We start from the raw sequence: 17,186 nt of genomic DNA on the forward strand, positions 1-17,186 counted from the left end.
ACACAAAATGTCTGAACTGCTTTTTGAAATCTTCTGCGAGGAAATCCCGGCCCGGATGCAGCCGCGCGCCGAGGCCGACCTGGAAAAACTCCTGGGTGACAAGCTGAAGGCCGCCGGCATTGCCTGGACCTCGTTGACCACCTTTGCCGGTCCGCGCCGACTGGGTCTCGTGATTGAGGGCCTGCCGGTGAAGACCGAGGATGTCCGCGAAGAACGCAAGGGCCCGCGCGTCGGTGCGCCGGACAAGGCCGTTGAAGGCTTTCTGCGTGGCGCCGGTGTTGCCTCGCTGGACCAGTGCGAAAAGCGCGAAGACAAGAAGGGCGAGTTCTGGGTCGCCATCATCGAAAAGCCCGGCCGCACCACGGCCGATGTGATCGCCGAGGCGATCCCGGAGGTGATGAAAGCCTTCCCCTGGCCCAAATCCATGAAGTTCGGCGAGGATGAGAAGGCCCAGCGCTGGGTGCGTCCGATCCAGCGCCTGCTCTGCCTGTTTGATGGCGAAGTCGTGGACTTCGACGTGTTCGGCATCAAGTCGGGCAATATCACCGAAGGCCATCGCCGCATGGGCCGCGGTCCCTTCACGATCACCGATTATGCGCAATACACCAAAGTCCTGCGCGAAGAGGGCCATGTCATCCAGTCGCGCGCGGAACGCGAAGCGCTGATCCTGGACGGTGCCCGCAAGGTCTGCACGGATGCCGGTCTGGAACTGGTCGAGGATGCCGGTCTTCTGACGGAGGTTGCCGGTCTGGTGGAATGGCCGGTCCCGCTTCTGGGCGAGATGGATCCGGACTTTCTCGATCTGCCGCCAGAAGTCATCACCCTGACCATGAAGACGCACCAGAAGTATTTCGCGGTGAAGAAGCCGGGCGAGCCGGGCGTCACCTCGAAATTCGTCTGCATTGCCAATCAGGTCGCGCCCGATGGCGGCAAGGCGATTGCCGCCGGTAATGCCCGCGTCCTCTCCGCACGCCTGTCGGATGCCCGCCACTTCTGGGATAATGACCGCAAAACGCCACTCTCGGACATGGCGGCCCAGCTCTCCAAAGTCACCTTCCACGATCGATTGGGCAGCGTGTCTGACAAAGCTAGGCGAGTGGCGGAACTGGCGGGCAAATTGGCTAAAAAGCTGAATGCTGATGCGTTGCTTACAAAAAGGGCCGTAGAGCTATCTAAAGCCGATCTCGTTTCGGAAATGGTCTATGAGTTTCCTGAGCTGCAGGGGGTCATGGGTCGATACTATGCTGAACTACAGGGTGAAAGCCCGCTTTTGGCAGATGCGGTTCGGGATCACTACAGGCCGCAAGGGCCAATGGATGCTGTACCGTCTGAGTCGGTCACTGTCGCTGTCGCGCTCGCAGAAAAGATCGACACACTTGTCTCGTTTTGGACAATTAATGAAAAGCCAACGGGATCGAAGGATCCGTTTGCGCTCAGGCGAGCAGTACTTGGTGTAATACGCATCTTGCTTGCAAATGAACTAGATTTGCATCTGTCTGAAATTTTACAAGAGCATGGCAAACTCGTCGAAATATATGCTGATACTCTCGTTCAAAGAAATGGGCGAACTTTCTATAAGGGGCCTGGAGACCATGCCGTCGCCTGTTACGAAGAGGCTCGCGCGGCTGATCCTGATGGCCTCACAATCGACCTAGCTTCGTTTGATAGCCATGACCTGACTGACCTCCTCGCCTTCTTCGCCGACCGCCTCAAAGTCCACCTGCGCGATGAAGGTATCCGCCACGACGTGATCGATGCCGTCTTTGCGCTGGGCGATGACGACCTTGTCCGTGTGACCGCCAAGGCGCGCGCCCTGCAGGCCTTCCTCGACACCGAGGACGGTGCCGCGCTGCTGGCCGGGTTCAATCGGGCGGCCAATATCCTCAAGGCGGAAGAGAAGAAGTCCGGTGAGAGCTTTGCCGGTGATCCGGATGCGGATTATCTTTCCGGTGCGCCGGAAGCCGATGAGAAGGCGCTGATTTGCGCGCTGGCACAGTCGGGCGAGGCGGCCAAGTCCGCTTTGGCGAAAGAAGACTTCACGGCCGCAATGGCTGCTCTGGCAGGCATGCGTGCTCCGATTGATGCATTTTTTGAGACCGTGACCGTTAACACGGACGACGAGCGGTTGCGTCGCAATCGACTGCTTTTATTGTCGCGAATTCGCACGGCCGTCTGCGCCGTCGCTGATTTCGACAAGATTTCAGGCTAGGGGCCAAACAGAATGAGCGCTGATAATAAATGGGTTTACGCCTTTGGTGGCGGGGATTCCGAAGGCGAAGCCGGGATGCGCGAACTCCTGGGCGGCAAGGGCGCCAATCTGGCCGAAATGGCCAAGCTGGGCCTGCCCGTCCCGCCGGGCTTCACCCTGACGACCGAGGTCTGCACGGCCTTCTACGAGAATAACAAGGCCTATCCGGAAAGCCTGGATGGCCAGGTCGAGGCCGCTCTGGCCCAGCTGGAAAAGACCGTCGGCAAGGCCTTCGGCGATCCGGCCAACCCGCTTCTGGTCTCCGTGCGCTCCGGTGCTCGTGCCTCCATGCCGGGCATGATGGATACGGTGCTCAATCTGGGCCTGAATGACGAAACCGCTGCCGGCCTGGCCGAATTGTCGGGCGACAAGCGCTTTGCCTATGACAGCTATCGCCGCTTCATCCAGATGTATTCCGATGTCGTTCTGGGCGTGGACCATGCCGTGTTCGAGGACATCCTGGACGGGTTCAAGGACGATAATGACTACTCGCTCGACACCGAGCTGAGTGCCGATGACTGGGTCGAGATTGTCGCCGAGTACAAGAAGGCCGCGGCGCGCGAGCTGGGCTATGAATTCCCGTCCGATCCGCGCGAACAGCTCTGGGGCGCGATCGGCGCCGTCTTCGGTTCCTGGATGACCGAGCGCGCGAAAACCTATCGCCGCCTGCACGACATCCCGGCCAGCTGGGGCACCGCCGTCAATGTCCAGGCCATGGTGTTCGGCAATATGGGCGAGACGTCCGCCACGGGCGTGGCCTTCACGCGTGACCCGTCCACCGGTGATCCGGGCTATTACGGCGAATTCCTGGTCAATGCCCAGGGTGAAGACGTGGTGGCCGGTATCCGCACGCCGCAATGCCTCACCGAAGCCATGCGCGAGAAGATGGGCGATGATAATCCGTCCATGGAAACCGCCATGCCGGCCAGCTATGCCGAGCTGATCAAGGTGTTCGACATTCTGGAACGCCATTACCGCGACATGCAGGACATCGAGTTCACGGTCGAAGCCGGCCGCCTCTGGATGCTGCAGACCCGCAATGGCAAGCGCACCGCCAAGGCCGCTCTCAAGATCGCCGTCGACATGGCGACCGAGGGCCTGATCACCACGGATGAAGCCGTGATGCGCGTCGATCCGGCCCAGCTGGACCAGCTGCTCCACCCAACGCTCGATCCCAAGGCCGAGCGCGATGTGCTGACCGCCGGCCTGCCGGCTTCGCCGGGTGCGGCTGCGGGCAAGGTCGTGTTCGATAGTGACGAGGCCGAGGAGCGCTCCAAGGCGGGTGAGAAGGTTATCCTGGTCCGCATCGAGACCTCGCCGGAAGACATTCACGGCATGCACGCCGCTGAAGGCATCATCACCGCACGCGGTGGCATGACCTCGCACGCCGCTGTGGTGGCGCGCGGCATGGGCCGTCCCTGTGTCTCCGGTGCCGGCCAGATCAAGATCGATTACGCCGCTAAGCAATTCACCGTCGGCCGTCGCGTCATCAAGGATGGCGAACTGGTCACGATCGACGGCGCGTCCGGCCAGGTCCTCTATGGCGAAGCCAAGATGATCAAGCCGGAACTGACCGGTGATTTCGGCAAGCTGATGGCCTGGGCCGACACGCATCGCCGCATGAAGGTCCGCACCAATGCGGAAACCCCGGCCGATTGCCAGACGGCTGTCGATTTCGGGGCGGAAGGCATCGGCCTGTGCCGTACCGAGCACATGTTCTTCGAGGCCGACCGGATCGCTGCCGTGCGCGAAATGATCCTGTCGAACGATCAGGATGGCCGCGTCACCGCGCTGGACAAGATCCTTCCGATGCAGCGCGAGGACTTCAAGGAAATCTTCCGCATCATGGCGGATCGTCCTTGCACGATCCGTCTGCTGGATCCGCCGCTCCATGAATTCCTGCCGCACACGGCGGAAGATGTGGAAGACGTGGCCAAGGCGACCGGCCTGCCGGCGGACCTGCTGATGGCCCGCGCCCGCGATCTTGCCGAAAGCAATCCGATGCTGGGCCATCGTGGCTGCCGTCTGGGCATCACCTATCCGGAAATCTACGAGATGCAGGCCCGCGCCATTTTCGAGGCGCAGGTGGCTGTCGAGAAGGAGACGGGGTTCCGTCCGCTGGCTGAAGTGATGATTCCGCTGGTCGCCACCCCGGCCGAGCTGTCCATCCTGAAAGCCCGGGTCGCTGGCGTTGCCAAGGCCGTCGCCGAAGAAACCGGCGGCCAGCCGCAATATCTCATCGGCACGATGATCGAATTGCCGCGCGCCGCCCTGATGGCCGGCAAGATTGCCGAGGATGCCGAATTCTTCTCCTTCGGCACGAATGACCTGACCCAGACCACATTCGGTCTGTCGCGCGATGATGCCGGCAAGTTCATGAATGACTATCTGGAAGCCGGGATTTTCGAGAAGGACCCCTTTGTCTCGCTCGACAAGGACGGGGTCGGTGATCTCGTCGCCATCGCCGCCGAGCGCGGCCGCGCCACCCGCGAGAGTCTCAAACTGGGCATTTGCGGCGAGCATGGCGGTGACCCGTCCTCGATCGATTTCTGCGAGGAAACCGGCCTGGATTATGTGTCCTGTTCGCCCTATCGCGTGCCGATCGCGCGTCTGGCGGCGGCCCAGGCCCGTCTGCGTCGCGCCTCCTAAGTGGCTGAACAGTCAAAGTAAAAATGACCCTTCCTGGAAACGGGGAGGGTCATTTCTTATTTGTAATTTGCCTCAAAGCTTGACCAATTTCGCGGCCTCCCATAGAGAGGCGCGCTCTTTGCATGGCAAAGGGGTGCCGCTTTTTAGTGGTACATTAGCAGAATCCACAGAGTGATTCGGTCATAACCGAACGCAAGAACGAAGACCGGCAGGAAAGAGTTCCATGAACTTGGACGAAGCCCGCAGCCAGCAGAAACAAGTGGCGACAGCATTCTATATGCTGGCGGCGCTGGTGCTGTGCGCGATGTCCATCCTGGTCATGAATCTCGCCTCCGAGCGCGCACGTGTTCAGGACGAGACCCTGCAATGGCAGCGTCTGGCCTCGCAGTATCTGGATCGCGGTGACACGCTGGATGCCGACACCTCGGCTGAACTGGTCCGCATCGCCTCGATCTCCCTGGCCTCCGACCCGCTGCAAGGCGCGGTCCTGACGGTGCGCTCGCTGGATGATCTGCGCACGTTCGATACCACTCACTTTGATCACGCGGCCGATATCACCGCGCAAATCGATTGCCTGGCCGAGGCTGTCTATTACGAAGCCCGCTCCGAGGGCATTGTCGGTCAGCTGGCCGTGGCCCAGGTCGTTTTGAACCGGGTGCGCAACCGCAATTATCCCGACACGATTTGTGACGTGGTCTATGAGGGTTCCGAGCGCACCACGGGCTGCCAGTTCACCTTCACCTGTGACGGCTCCCTGATCCGGGCGCCGCGCGGCAATGCCTGGCGCCGGTCCCAGCTGGTCGCCCAGCACGCCTATCTCGGCTTTGGCCGCGATGTGACGCGCCGCGCCACCCACTATCACACGGTGGCCGTGGATCCGTACTGGAATGAAAGCCTGGTCCGCACCCGCCGGATCGGCACGCACATCTTCTACCGTTTCGCCACCCGCCGGGAACGCGAAGCCGGTATCGTCCGCGAGCGCGACGCCTAGGTCTTTGACCTTCCTGACATGATTGGCTGAACTTCGCGCAGGACGGGTCCTTTTCCTCCTCAGCGCGCGATAGTCATTGTTAATGTCTTGTGCCGATACTGTGCGGAAACCATAAACGCTTGAATTTGCAATCCGCGGAGAGCGCATGGCCCTCGCCGATCTCGATCAGACACCGGAACGCATCTGGTTGTGCATGACCGACAGCAATCGCACGCGCGTGGTGTCCCGCGCGCTGGCGAAGGGGTTGGGCATGACGGTCTATATGGGCCCGACCATGGATGATGAAGGTCCGGTCGCGCTCGTCGTTGCGGATGATGCCAATGGCAAACGTCTCGCCGAGGCCAAGACCAATGCCGCGCCCATGCAGCATTCGCTCTGGGTGACCGGCAATGCCCGCCGTTCAGGCGCAGACGTGTTTCTCGATGCCGATACCGATGCGGGCACGCTGACCAATGCGATCGAAGGCCTGCGCGCCTATCGTGAATACGCCATGGCGGTCCCGGCCAGCCGTGATGTCGGTCTGGGCGCCATCACTGCGCTCGCCAGTGGCGAGTTCTCTGTGCAGACGCTGGAACAGGCGCGCGACGTCTCGGTCTTCCTGGGCCGGGCCTGTCCGGAGCCGTGTGCGACCAGCGTCGGCCTTTACGTCCTGCTCGCGAACGCCATCGAACACGGCAATCTCGGCTTTGATGCCACGGAGAAAGCCAAAGGGCTCGCTGACGGGTCCTGGGCCCGCAAGCTGGCCAAACGGATGGATGAGCCGGAATTCTCCGATCGCCGTGTCCGCCTCAGCGTGCATCGCGGCCTGAAAGCCCTGACTTTCGTCATCCAGGATGATGGCGAGGGGATTGATGCGGAAACGGCTGAAATGGCCAATCCCGCGCGCGCCGGCTATCGCGGCAAGGGGATCAAGCTGGCCAAGTCGATGGGCTTTACCCAGGTCAATTATCTCGGCGTGGGCAATACGGTGGAAGCGTCCATCCTGCTGCCGCAAGCCAGCGAGGAAGACCGCTCCTATCGTGAGCAGGTCGCCCGCGCCTGACCGCGCGGTTTGTATGAACGCGGGCTGAACCCGCCGCTCAGGCTCAACTCATCCCCCATTCGCTAGATGTGTCTGCAACGCCCGCAACGGGCCTGCACACAGGAGCGAATGATGCGCACGATGAAGAGCCAATTGACCGCGGCCCTGGTTTCGGCCGGACTGCTGGCCGGTTTCGCCGCGCCGGCCCAGGCCCAGCTGCCCTCCGGTATCGATCTTCACCCCAATGCCGATTGCGGCATTCAGGTCTATATGAGCAATGCCGGTGGTGTTGCCATGGCCAAGGCGGATCGCGCGTTGAGTGGCTCCTACCGTTTCACGCTCTACCAGGCGATCCCGACCAGCCAGGTCGACATCAATCTGAGCGGCCGTTTCTCCGGCGGTGGTCCGCGCGATACGACGCTGGCCCGCAACCCGTTTGCCCTGGGCTATGCGGTTCCCAATGGTTATCGCGGCATGCATGAGCTGCGCGATGCGGAACTGGGCCAGGACGCGCATCTGGAAGGCTCGCTCCAGGTCTATGATGATCGCGGACGCCTGGTCTGCTCGACGCGGCAGGTCTCGATCATGCCGATGAGCCTGATGCAGGCGGCAGCCGATCCGCCGCAGCGCCCGTCGCCCAGCGCCTCCCGCTATAACCAGTACGGCGCCGTGGTCCAGCAGCCCGGGCAACGGCCCGCCGCGCGCCAGGTCCAGCCGCAGCGCCAATACACGCTTACCCGCGCCCAGTGTGAACGTCTGCGCAGTGCCCGTCCGGCCCAGTGCCGATACGACGACTGATCCCCGTTTCCTGTTCTCCCGCCCCTTGTGGCCCGAGCCTGTCCGGCTCGGGCCTTTCTTTTATGAACGAAAGCCGGAAATCCGTTCATCTAGCTGGTTCGATTATGAATATCCCGCTCAGCAACCACTCATCCGCGCCTCGCTAGAACAGGGTCAGGCTTCGATGCACAGGGCGTCGGCCAGACACAGAATGGAGTATCGATCATGAAGACCCGTCTTTTCATCGCCAGCGCCCTCGCGGCGATTTCGGTCATGGGTACGGTTGGGGCTGCAGAGGCCCAGTCGCGCAATCGCGTCAGCGTCGCCCAGCAGGGCTATCAGAATGAGATCGCCGGCCGCCAGAATGGCTATCGCCAGCGCATGGTGATCAACCAGAATGGTGACCGCCAGTATGTCACGGTGATCCAGGATGGCGCCCGCAATGGCACCACGGTGGGTCAGACGGGCCGCTACAACCAGGCCCATGTCGACCAGTATGGCCGCCGCAATGACGCCGTGATCGGTCAGCAGGGCCGCAATAATTACGGCGCCAGCGTCCAGACCGGCAATCGCAATATCTCGGGCATCGCCCAGATGGGCCGCAACAATTACGCCGTCACCGATCAGTACGGCTCCAACAATGCCGCCGGCGTGATCCAGGTCGGCAACGGCCAGACCGCCACGGTCCGCCAGACGGGCAGCGGCAATGTGACCCTCGTCATCCAGGGCGAGCACTGATCCGAACCGGTCCCCGGGGGGCGCGTTGTGTCCCCCGGTTCCGGCCGGTCCGCCCAGACCTCTAACCCCCGGCAGCAAAGGAGGCTGTCATGTCTGTGAAACTTGCACTTTTTGCCTCGATCGCCGCGGCGACCGGCCTTTTCGTTTCCGCCCAAGCTGAGCTGGACCCGGCACTTGCCCCCGACTTTGCGCCGGCCTGTGGCATTGACCGGGCCGACAATGCCGACGGGTTTGTCCTGACGGCGTGGAATGAGCTTTCCTCGGCCAGCAGCTGGTCGCTTCTGGTGACCCAGTCGACCGGCGGCGGCGGTTTTGACATCTCCCAGAGCGGGGATGTGGAATTCCTGGAAACCGGTGACCCGGTTCTCTCCGAGATGGAGATCTATGCCGGATATTCCGTCTCTGCACGGCTGACCGTGTGGGATGCTGACGGCCTGGCGGTCTGTTCCGACCGGCTCGAGGTCTGAGGCGGCGTTTCCAAGCGACCCTCGCTAGGCGAAGCCTGGCCAGACAGCTAGTGTGACGGGAAACTCATGGGGGTTCCGTCATGCTGGCTTTTATTGCGTCCTTTCTCCTTGTTTCCTTGCAGGAGGCCCAACCGCTCGAACCGTTCGAGGTCCAGGGCTTCAACGCCTCCATCACGGTGGAGATCGACGCGCCACGGGAAACCGTGTTCGACGCGGCGACCGGCGATGTGACCGGATGGTGGGATCATTCCTTCTGGCCGGATCCGGCGGAAATGGTGATCGAGCCGGAGATCGGCGGGCGTTTCTATGAGCGTTTCCAGGACGGGTCCGACAATGGCACCCTGCATGCGCGCGTGATTTTCGTGCGCGCCCCGGAACAATTGCGCCTGCACGGCCCGCTGGGCCTGTCCGGCCGGGCTGTGGATCTGGTGTCCAGCTGGACGCTGAGTGAAGGCGATACGCCGGACACCACGGTGTTTCGTATCGATCTGGCCATGATGGGTGATGTGGATGCCGAGCTGGCTGGTGTGGTGCGTCAGGTCTGGGTGCATTTCATCGAAGGCCGGCTGAAACCCTATGTCGAGGCGGGCTGTCATGAGCGTCCGGACATGCCCTGCAGTGCTTTCGCGGAATAGACCGGCCTTGGCGGATCACCGATCGCGCCCTATCTCAAAAGCATGACCGAGAGTAAAGCCCTTCCAGATCAATTGCCGCTCTTTCCCCTGGGCGGAGCCATTTTGCTGCCTGGTGAGTTCCTGCCGCTGAACGTGTTCGAGCCGCGCTATCTCAACATGCTCGATGATGTCCGGCAGGGCAGTGGTCATATCGGGATCATCCAGACCCGCCAGGGCGGCACGCCGGACAAGCCGACGCTGAGCCGGATCGGCGGGGCCGGGCGGCTCGTGCATTTCGATGAAACCCCGGACGGCCGCTATCTGATCACGTTGAAAGGCGTCAGCCGTTTCGTGCTGACCGAGGAATTGGAGACGCCGACGCCCTACCGGGTCGCACGGCCGGACTACACGCCCTTCAGCCAGGACCTCGAACCGCGCTCGGAGATCGAGGGAGATCGGGGCCGGCTGGTGCAGATGCTCCAGGCCTGGTTCCAGGTCGAGCATGTTGCGGCGGATTGGGAAAGTGTTGGTGCGGCACCCTTGGTGACGCTGGTCGACCAATTGTCGATGATCGCGCCCTTCGCTGCGGCGGAAAAGCAGAAATTGCTGGAAGCGGAAAATTCGGCTGAGCGCCTGGTCACGATGGAGACCATATTGGCGGAACATCTGGCCGGAGGCGCTGACGGTCCCGTCCAGTAATTGGGCCGATCAGGTCCGGGCAACCATGTCTTCCAGCCATTGAAGCGCTTTGGCGCGGGAGCGGAAAACCCGTCCCTTGCCACCCCGTTCCCGGTGGATTTCAAGCACAAGACGCGTTTGTTCTGACTGGTCATCGCGATCAACGACGGACATCACGCGTCCCTGGCACATGCGCGCCAGTGAGCGGGCGCGCTCCTGCCATTCCAGATCAGAGAACAGATAGTGGGCACCGCGTATATCGAACAGCACGGCCGGTGGATCCATTGCCGTCAGGAAGCTTTCGAACGTATTGGCGGCAGCCGAACCGTTTGAGTGAGTGCGCTCACCCTCGGTGCGGATTTCCAATACGCTGCCGTGGATCCGCATATCCACGCCTTCCATCGAATAGGATCGGGTCAAACCAACCCTCCGTGCTGCCACGACCCCCTCTTGGCCGCGAGAGCGCGCTTTGTAAGGATAAACATGCCGGGAATGTGGCGAAACCGGGCGCGGGCCAAAAAATGGCCCGCATATCCGTCATGCGTGAGCGGGTAGCGCTATTCCGGGCGGGCCCTGAGGCAGGCGCAATTGCTCATTTGACCCTCGCACAAACGGTCCAGCCAGTCGTCCAGCGCGTCTGAGAGGATGCGTTGCTGGGGCCAGTTCATCTGGACGGCAACCGTACGCAGGCGACGTTTTTGCTCCTGGGTCAGGCGGACCTGAGCGCGGGCCGCCCGGTCGATGCCGGCATGCGGATCATCCGGCAGTTCAAGCTGAGCGCCGCAGCAACCCCGGGCCTGTTCGTCGGGCTGCGCCGGGGCGGCGGGCTCGACAGGGGGTACGGGTTTGCGCGCCAGGAGTGGCTGCGGCGTGTCCGGAGCTTCTATGTCACGCCGCTGCAGCAGGCTGCGGCGCGGGTCTGCTTCAGCCTTTGGGGAGGCTGACCTGGCCGGCATAGGGGAAGCATCCGGCGAGGGTGCGTCGACATAGCTGGCTCCGGCAAAACTGGACGGGATGGCAGGGGAGGCTTCTCCCTTACGGGCGAGCAGCCCGGCGTGGAGGCTGGCATATTTGGCCATGATCGTATCGTCTCCCTATGCCATGTGGCGGCGGCCGAAGGGCTGGTGCGCCCGGCGCCGGTCTGCTTGTCCCTTGGGCGGGCCCATGTCCGACTTGCGCCGGTCGATCCCGTCCCAATTGGAATTTGAAGGGGGCGGCGGTGGTGCTGCGTCCGCAGTGGGCGGGGGCGTCGCGCCAAAGCTCGGGGCCTGTCCCGGCAGGGCATAGCCTGGCTGGTTCTCGATGCGGAATTCTTCATCATCCTCATCGCTGGTAGCCATGCCGGCCGAGGCAGGTGTGAGAATGTCCTGTTCGAACGTCCTCCGGGGCGGGTGGCCCATAATTTCCAGCTTGTCGCCGCGCATCCGCATCAGCCGGTCCTCGAAATAGCGCCACAGGGTGGCAACTTCCTCGGCAGACCGGCTCGCCTCATTCACTTCGCCCACCGTGCGGCCATCAATCATGGAGGCAGCAAAGTCGACGCGGTGATGCAGGGTAATCGGAGCAACGGTTCCGTGCTGGGACAGGGCCACGGCGGTCTCGCCGGTGATCCGTGCCCGGGCGGTGGCCGAATTCACGACAAAGACGAGCGGCTTGCCCTGCATCTGGACGATGTCCACCGTCGGACCGACAGCGCGCAGATCATGCGGGCTGGGTCGGGTCGGCACCACGACCAGATCAGCATGGGTGATCACTTCAGCAATCGTCGAGGTCACGGCCGGCGGCGTGTCGATGATGATCAGACGATAGCCGGCCTTGGCCAGGACCTTGATGTCGCGGGCCAGGTCGGGAACCGAAATCTGAGCAAAGGCGGGCGTGTCGCTGGACCGCGCATTCCACCATTTCGCCATCGAACCCTGCGGGTCGGTGTCGATCAGGGCCACGGGGCCGGCGCCGGCGCGTTCAGCCTCAACGGCCATATGGGCCGAAACAGTCGTCTTGCCCGAGCCCCCTTTCTGGGACGCGAACACAACGACCTGGCAGCGATTATTCGGGTCTTCCTCGGTCATCATCCACCTCTTATGCCGACCGCCTTCGGGCCGATCCCCTTGGTGCGTGATGTCCATTAAAATCGAACATGTCTTGCGCGCTGGATAAGCCGCGCCGCCGGATTTGAAGCGAATTTGCGCGTGATTTTAGGCGATTGCGATCTTTGCCACGCATGGGGTGCCGGGCGTGCATGCCCGCCATACGCTTCACACCCCGGCGGTCTTGCCTATATGTATTGTGCAGGTGCGAAGGAGACAGGCATGGACGACGCCACCATCCAGCTGGCCGGAATCATCGGCCCCGACCAGGCGGTTCCGGGTGAGGGTATTGGTGCGGCGTCCTTCGAGACGGCCCTCGTGCGCCGGGTCGAGCCGGGCCCGGGCGATTTCGACGTACTCGGCCATGTGAACAATGTCGTCTATCTGCGCTGGGTGCAGGACATCGCCATCACGCACTGGAACGCGGTCGCGCCGAAAGACCTGGATGATCGCTATTTCTGGATCGCCCTCAAACACACGATCGAATACCGCGATCCGATCCTGCCCGGCGAACAGGCCGAGATCCGCACCTGGTTCGGAAAGATCCACGGCCCGCGCTTCGACCGTCATGTCGATATCCGCAAACCGGGCGCCAAGCGCTATTCCTCCCGCTCGGTCACCGAATGGTGCTGTATCGACAAACAGACCAAACGCCCCGTCCGCATCACGGACGAAATACTGGACCCGTTCGGTCTGGTGGGAGTGGAGCTGGGTTAGGCGTTTTCCAGCCGCGTCTCCAGCCCCAGCTTCTCCGCCGCCTCATTCAGCAGGCTGCAGGTCTTCTCATCCAGCGGAATGCCCTCCCGGGTCCGCTTGCCAGCCATCGCGCGTTCCGGATCGCCGGGATAGAGGACGGGGCTGTCCCAATCCATCAGCGGTGAGGCGAGGGCATAGTCGGCCATCGCCTGGACCTCGGTCTCCATCCAGTCCGGATCCCCGAACTTCTCCGGATTGATATAGACAGAGAACATCCGGTTCTGCAGGCCACCGCGGCGCGGATTGCCCGGCTGGATCGTGCCGGAGCCGGACAGGACTCCGGCCAGGATCTCCGCGGCGAAAGCCAGGCCATAGCCTTTGTGTCCGCCCATCGGGGTGAGGGCACCCTTGAACTCGAACCCGGCCATGCCGGTCGGGTCGGTTGTGGGCATGCCCTTTTCGTCAATCAGGCTGCCGGTGGGGACCCGTGTCCCGCGATTGGCGGCGACGCGTACCTTGCCCAGGGCGATCTGGCTGGTGGCGATATCGAGCAGAAAGGCCGGACGCTTGCCGGCGGCCGGATAGCCGATACAGACCGGATTGGTCCCGAAACGGGCATCCGACCCCCGATAGGGCGCAACCAGCGGCCCGTGATCCGTGACATTGACGAAGTGGAGCGAGGCCAGTCCTTCCGCCGCCGCGCGTTCCGCATAGGCGCCGATACGACCCAGATGGTGACAATTGCCAATCGTGGCCGCGGCCAGGCCCTGTTCCCGGGCCATGGCGCAGGCGCGCTTGGTCAGCCGGAAGCCGCTGGGCGCGCCCCAGCCGCCGCCGGCATCGATTTGCAGGATAACCGCGGTTTCCTGGATGACCCTGTCTTCGGCGTCCAGCGTGACCAAGCCCTTTCGGGCATGGCGGACATAGGCGGGCAGGAGGCCGACGCCATGGCTGTCATGACCTTTCAGATTGGCGTCAGCGAGATGGGCGGCAACGCAGACCGCATCATCCGGACGGGCGCCGGCGGCTTCCAACAGGGCTGTGGCAAAGCCCTCCAATTCCGTCTTGTCGAACCGGTATTCAATCATGGGGCTCCTTCGGCGGACAGGCTTGTCCGGACCCGGGAAATTTAATTCGAAAGTATTTTAACCGCTTAGCGGTTTGTTAACCAAGAATGCGGTCGCGATGTGTCGCGTTTTGGCACAGTAACCTAATTTTTGACGAACATTTCCCACAACATATTGAAATTACGCAAAAAAATATTCTGCGATAAAGCGCAAAAAACGAATCGCACTTAAGCGTTTGGCAAGAGCTTTGGGGCATTCTTCATCACGTCGGGCAGCAATGACCCGCACGAAATCAGGACGGCGCTCGAACACGGGGAAAATCCCGGGCAGTGCCACAGACTATCGGATGAAGGGTAAGTCTATGAACAATACGGGCAAAATGTTCCTGGCGGCCGCAATGACGGCCATGGCTTTTTCTGCGGCTCCGGCGATGGCGCAGGATGATCGCGAGCGTACGGCTGTTGAGGCACCGGAGTATCCGCGTGGTGCTGAACGTCGCGGCATCGAAGGCTATGCGGTGGTCGAGTACACCGTGAATGCCGACGGCGCTGTCGAGAATGCAACCGTTGTTGAAGCCAATCCGGAAGGCGTGTTCGACCGCGCCGTGCTCCGCGCCATTGAAGGCTGGGCCTATGCCCCGGCTGCTGCGGCCACGGAAGGCGTTCAACAGCGCTTTGACTTCAATCTGGGCGGCTAACCAAGACCCGGAAATAAAACGCAATTCAGCGTCAGAACTGAAACGCGTAAAGCATAATAAGAATTCATTTACGGCGGCGCGGTAGCGTCGCCGTATCTTTATTGTCCAAGGCCATTAACCCTAAGGGGCCGCCGTAATGAATTCTGTGCTCGCCAAGTTTCTCGACAAAACTTCCAGTATCCGGGTCCGCCTCCTGGCGGCCTTCGGTCTGGCATCGGCCATGACGCTGATCTCTGCGGTCGTCGGCATTTCCGGCTTTAATTCGGCCAATAGCGCTGTGGAACAGATCGCTGAACGGGCCATCCCCGAAATTCAGGCTGTGGACGCGCTCAGCGAAAACACCCAGGGCCTGTCCGAAGCGCTCAACGCGTTTTCCCTGTCCCCGACGGTTCTGGCTCGCCAGGACAATTACGCACGGGTCGTGGAACTGCGCGACAGCCTGACCAGCGATCTTGCGAACCTGCAACGCCTGTCGGGTTCTGAAGAGACGGCTGAGCTTGCCGCTTCGGTCGCGGAAATGTCCGAATTGGTCGAAGGCATGAATGATGTGGTCGACCGCCGACTGCAGATCCGTGACCAGCGATATGACGCAACCGCTGCTGCGCGCACGGCCCGGACCAATTTTGCTGCCAGCGTTGAAAACGCGCTGGATTCCAGCGATGAGGCGGATATCGAGAGCCTTCTGCGGGCTCTGCTGGCCGCCAACCAGATGCTGATCCAGTACACGGAAGTTGATATCGCCGCGACCAATCCGGACGTGGACGGCGTTTATGACTTCTGGGATGAAGCTGTCGGCGAACTGGATGTGAACCTCGCCATTCTGGGCCCGATCGTCTCCGACGTGATGCGCGGCCAGGCTGATACGCTGATCGCGTTCGGCGATGGTGATGAGGGGATTTTCGAGCTCCGCAAGGCTGAGATTGCCGCCGTTGCCGCCGCTGAGATCGTGGCCGACGATGCGCGCTTCGCCGCAGAAGACCTTGTCGCGAATGTCCATGCCTTCAAGGAAGCCGTGAACACGCGCGTTGAAAACGCCACAGACGCTGCCAATGGTGCCGTGACCGCCGGTCGCGTCCTGATGATTGCCATTGCCATTATCGGCCTCTTGGTCGCTACGGCGATCGGCTGGTTCTACGTCAACAATATGTTGCTGCAGCGCCTGAGCGCGATGGCCCGCACAATGCGCGCCCTGGCTGAAGGCGATGCGGACGTCAATCTGGGCTTCACCCCGGGCAATGACGAGATCGGCGACATGGCGCGCTCGGTGGATGTGTTCCGCCAGAACGCCAAGGAGCGCGAGCGTCTGGAAGCCGAGACCGAAGCCGAGCGCCGCATGAAAGAGAAGCGGTCGGCCGCTGTCGAAAGCCTGATCCAGGCCTTTGAACAGGCCTCGTCCGATGCGATCGGCCAGGTTGGCGAAGCGGCGTCCCGCATGGAAAGCGCGGCTCGTGCCATGAGCTCGACCGCGGCTGCCACGACCGGCAAGTCCGCCGCTGTGGCCCAGGCCTCCGAAGGTGCCTCCCAGAACGTCCAGACCGTGGCCGCTGCGGCTGAGGAAATGGTGTCCTCCATTGGCGAGATCTCCCAGCAGATTGCTCGCTCGACGGAGATTGCCGGTTCCGCCGTGGACCAGGTCGAACAGACCAATGGCGATGTGCAGCGTCTCGATGATGCGGCCAAGTCGATCGACAATATCGTGAACCTGATCAATGACATTGCCGAGCAGACCAATCTGCTGGCCCTGAACGCGACCATCGAGGCGGCCCGCGCCGGTGAAGCCGGCAAGGGTTTCGCGGTCGTGGCCTCTGAAGTGAAGGCCCTGGCCAGCCAGACCGGTGCCGCGACGCAGAATATTTCCGAGCATATCGGCGGTATCCAGAGCGCCACGGCCAAGGCTGTCGAAGCCATGGGCTCGATCGGTGGCACGATCCACGAGATGAGCGAGATCGCCACCGCGATTGCTGCCGCCATGGAAGAGCAGCGGGCGGCTGCCGGCGAGATTACCCGCTCGGCCCAGGAAGCCGCTGACGGCACGCGCGACGTGTTCTCCAACATCCAGGAAGTTGACCAGGCGACCTCGGAAACCGGCGAGAGCGCAGGCGAGGTTCTGGAAGCCTCCCTGGCCGTGTCCCGCCAGTCCGGTGAGCTGAAAACGGCCGTCGAGCAATTCCTGCAGGAAGTGCGCGCCGCCTAGACTGCACACAACTGAAATCGGGTAGCGCCCGCGGCTTGCCAGTCGCGGGCGCTACGCGTATATGGCGTCCCTCTCCCGCATGGGAGAGACATCGCGTGGCGAGGTAGCTCAGCTGGTTAGAGCGCACGACTCATAATCGTGAGGTCGAGAGTTCAAGTCTCTCCCTCGCCACCACTTTCCCCTCCGAAAACATCGATACTGCGCCTGCGACAAATCCGCTTTCACAGCGGGTCAGGCGTGAATTGCGGGCGTTTTGGTCTAC

At 62.1% G+C, this 17,186-nt stretch carries 16 protein-coding genes, 1 tRNA gene and 1 pseudogene; 13 read left to right on the forward strand and 5 right to left on the reverse strand.

Annotation, left to right across the window (positions count from 1 at the left end):
- Window positions 1–7: 7 nt before the first annotated feature.
- The 9 genes from glyS (at window position 8) to I0K07_RS09965 (ending at window position 10,204) form a co-directional block, all read left to right on the forward strand.
- A complete protein-coding gene (gene glyS, locus I0K07_RS09925; RefSeq protein ID WP_203292915.1) occupies window positions 8–2,209 on the forward strand; it encodes a glycine--tRNA ligase subunit beta in 2,202 nt (733 codons plus the stop codon).
- 12 nt (window positions 2,210–2,221) lie between these two features.
- Entirely contained in the window at window positions 2,222–4,897 is a 2,676-nt protein-coding gene (ppdK, locus tag I0K07_RS09930) for a pyruvate, phosphate dikinase (protein WP_203292917.1), read from the forward strand.
- A 223-nt stretch (window positions 4,898–5,120) separates the two neighbouring features.
- Window positions 5,121–5,888, forward strand: coding sequence for a cell wall hydrolase (locus I0K07_RS09935; RefSeq protein WP_238934752.1), 768 nt, complete (start codon window positions 5,121–5,123; stop codon window positions 5,886–5,888).
- A 145-nt stretch (window positions 5,889–6,033) separates the two neighbouring features.
- A complete protein-coding gene (locus tag I0K07_RS09940) occupies window positions 6,034–6,930 on the forward strand; it encodes a hypothetical protein (protein ID WP_203292919.1) in 897 nt (298 codons plus the stop codon).
- Window positions 6,931–7,041: 111 nt separating this feature from the next.
- Complete coding sequence (locus I0K07_RS09945; RefSeq protein ID WP_203292921.1) at window positions 7,042–7,707, forward strand: hypothetical protein; 666 nt, start codon at window positions 7,042–7,044, stop codon at window positions 7,705–7,707.
- A gap of 204 nt (window positions 7,708–7,911) precedes the next feature.
- The gene (locus tag I0K07_RS09950) at window positions 7,912–8,424 is read left to right on the forward strand and encodes a curlin-associated protein (protein ID WP_203292922.1); all 513 of its coding nucleotides are present in this window, start codon (window positions 7,912–7,914) and stop codon (window positions 8,422–8,424) included.
- Window positions 8,425–8,513: 89 nt separating this feature from the next.
- Window positions 8,514–8,891, forward strand: a complete 378-nt coding sequence (gene csgH, locus I0K07_RS09955; RefSeq protein WP_203292924.1) for a curli-like amyloid fiber formation chaperone CsgH — start codon at window positions 8,514–8,516, stop codon at window positions 8,889–8,891.
- Between the two features lie 80 nt (window positions 8,892–8,971).
- Window positions 8,972–9,526 (forward strand): SRPBCC family protein, encoded by a 555-nt coding sequence (locus I0K07_RS09960; protein ID WP_203292926.1) that lies wholly within the window; start codon window positions 8,972–8,974, stop codon window positions 9,524–9,526.
- 42 nt (window positions 9,527–9,568) lie between these two features.
- Complete coding sequence (locus I0K07_RS09965) at window positions 9,569–10,204, forward strand: LON peptidase substrate-binding domain-containing protein (protein ID WP_275297512.1); 636 nt, start codon at window positions 9,569–9,571, stop codon at window positions 10,202–10,204.
- Between the two features lie 9 nt (window positions 10,205–10,213).
- On the opposite strand, the gene I0K07_RS09970 is transcribed toward I0K07_RS09965, so the two are convergent.
- The 3 genes and pseudogenes from I0K07_RS09970 to I0K07_RS09980 all read right to left on the reverse strand — a co-directional run.
- Window positions 10,214–10,603, reverse strand: coding sequence for a hypothetical protein (locus tag I0K07_RS09970; protein ID WP_203292930.1), 390 nt, complete (start codon window positions 10,601–10,603; stop codon window positions 10,214–10,216).
- Between the two features lie 137 nt (window positions 10,604–10,740).
- Entirely contained in the window at window positions 10,741–11,262 is a 522-nt protein-coding gene (locus I0K07_RS09975) for a hypothetical protein (protein ID WP_203292932.1), read from the reverse strand.
- A 351-nt stretch (window positions 11,263–11,613) separates the two neighbouring features.
- Window positions 11,614–12,252 (reverse strand): annotated as a pseudogene (locus I0K07_RS09980) (AAA family ATPase); the annotation flags it as partial.
- Between the two features lie 240 nt (window positions 12,253–12,492).
- Between I0K07_RS09980 and I0K07_RS09985 the strand changes: the two are divergent.
- Window positions 12,493–12,987, forward strand: coding sequence for an acyl-CoA thioesterase (locus I0K07_RS09985; RefSeq protein WP_203292936.1), 495 nt, complete (start codon window positions 12,493–12,495; stop codon window positions 12,985–12,987).
- Here I0K07_RS09985 and I0K07_RS09990 read toward each other — a convergent pair.
- Complete coding sequence (locus I0K07_RS09990) at window positions 12,984–14,054, reverse strand: malate/lactate/ureidoglycolate dehydrogenase (protein ID WP_203292938.1); 1,071 nt, start codon at window positions 14,052–14,054, stop codon at window positions 12,984–12,986. The genes I0K07_RS09985 and I0K07_RS09990 overlap by 4 nt on opposite strands.
- A gap of 159 nt (window positions 14,055–14,213) precedes the next feature.
- Window positions 14,214–14,345, reverse strand: a complete 132-nt coding sequence (locus I0K07_RS15990; RefSeq protein WP_275297514.1) for a hypothetical protein — start codon at window positions 14,343–14,345, stop codon at window positions 14,214–14,216.
- A gap of 49 nt (window positions 14,346–14,394) precedes the next feature.
- Between I0K07_RS15990 and I0K07_RS09995 the strand changes: the two genes are divergently transcribed.
- The 3 genes from I0K07_RS09995 to I0K07_RS10005 all read left to right on the forward strand — a co-directional run bounded on the left by I0K07_RS09995 (window position 14,395) and on the right by I0K07_RS10005 (window position 17,098).
- Entirely contained in the window at window positions 14,395–14,730 is a 336-nt protein-coding gene (locus I0K07_RS09995) for an energy transducer TonB (RefSeq protein ID WP_203292940.1), read from the forward strand.
- Between the two features lie 136 nt (window positions 14,731–14,866).
- Window positions 14,867–16,924, forward strand: coding sequence for a methyl-accepting chemotaxis protein (locus tag I0K07_RS10000; RefSeq protein WP_203292942.1), 2,058 nt, complete (start codon window positions 14,867–14,869; stop codon window positions 16,922–16,924).
- Between the two features lie 97 nt (window positions 16,925–17,021).
- Window positions 17,022–17,098, forward strand: a tRNA-Met gene (locus tag I0K07_RS10005).
- Window positions 17,099–17,186: the final 88 nt, after the last annotated feature.

This window comes from Maricaulis parjimensis, assembly GCF_016817355.1.
Taxonomy (GTDB): domain Bacteria; phylum Pseudomonadota; class Alphaproteobacteria; order Caulobacterales; family Maricaulaceae; genus Maricaulis; species Maricaulis parjimensis.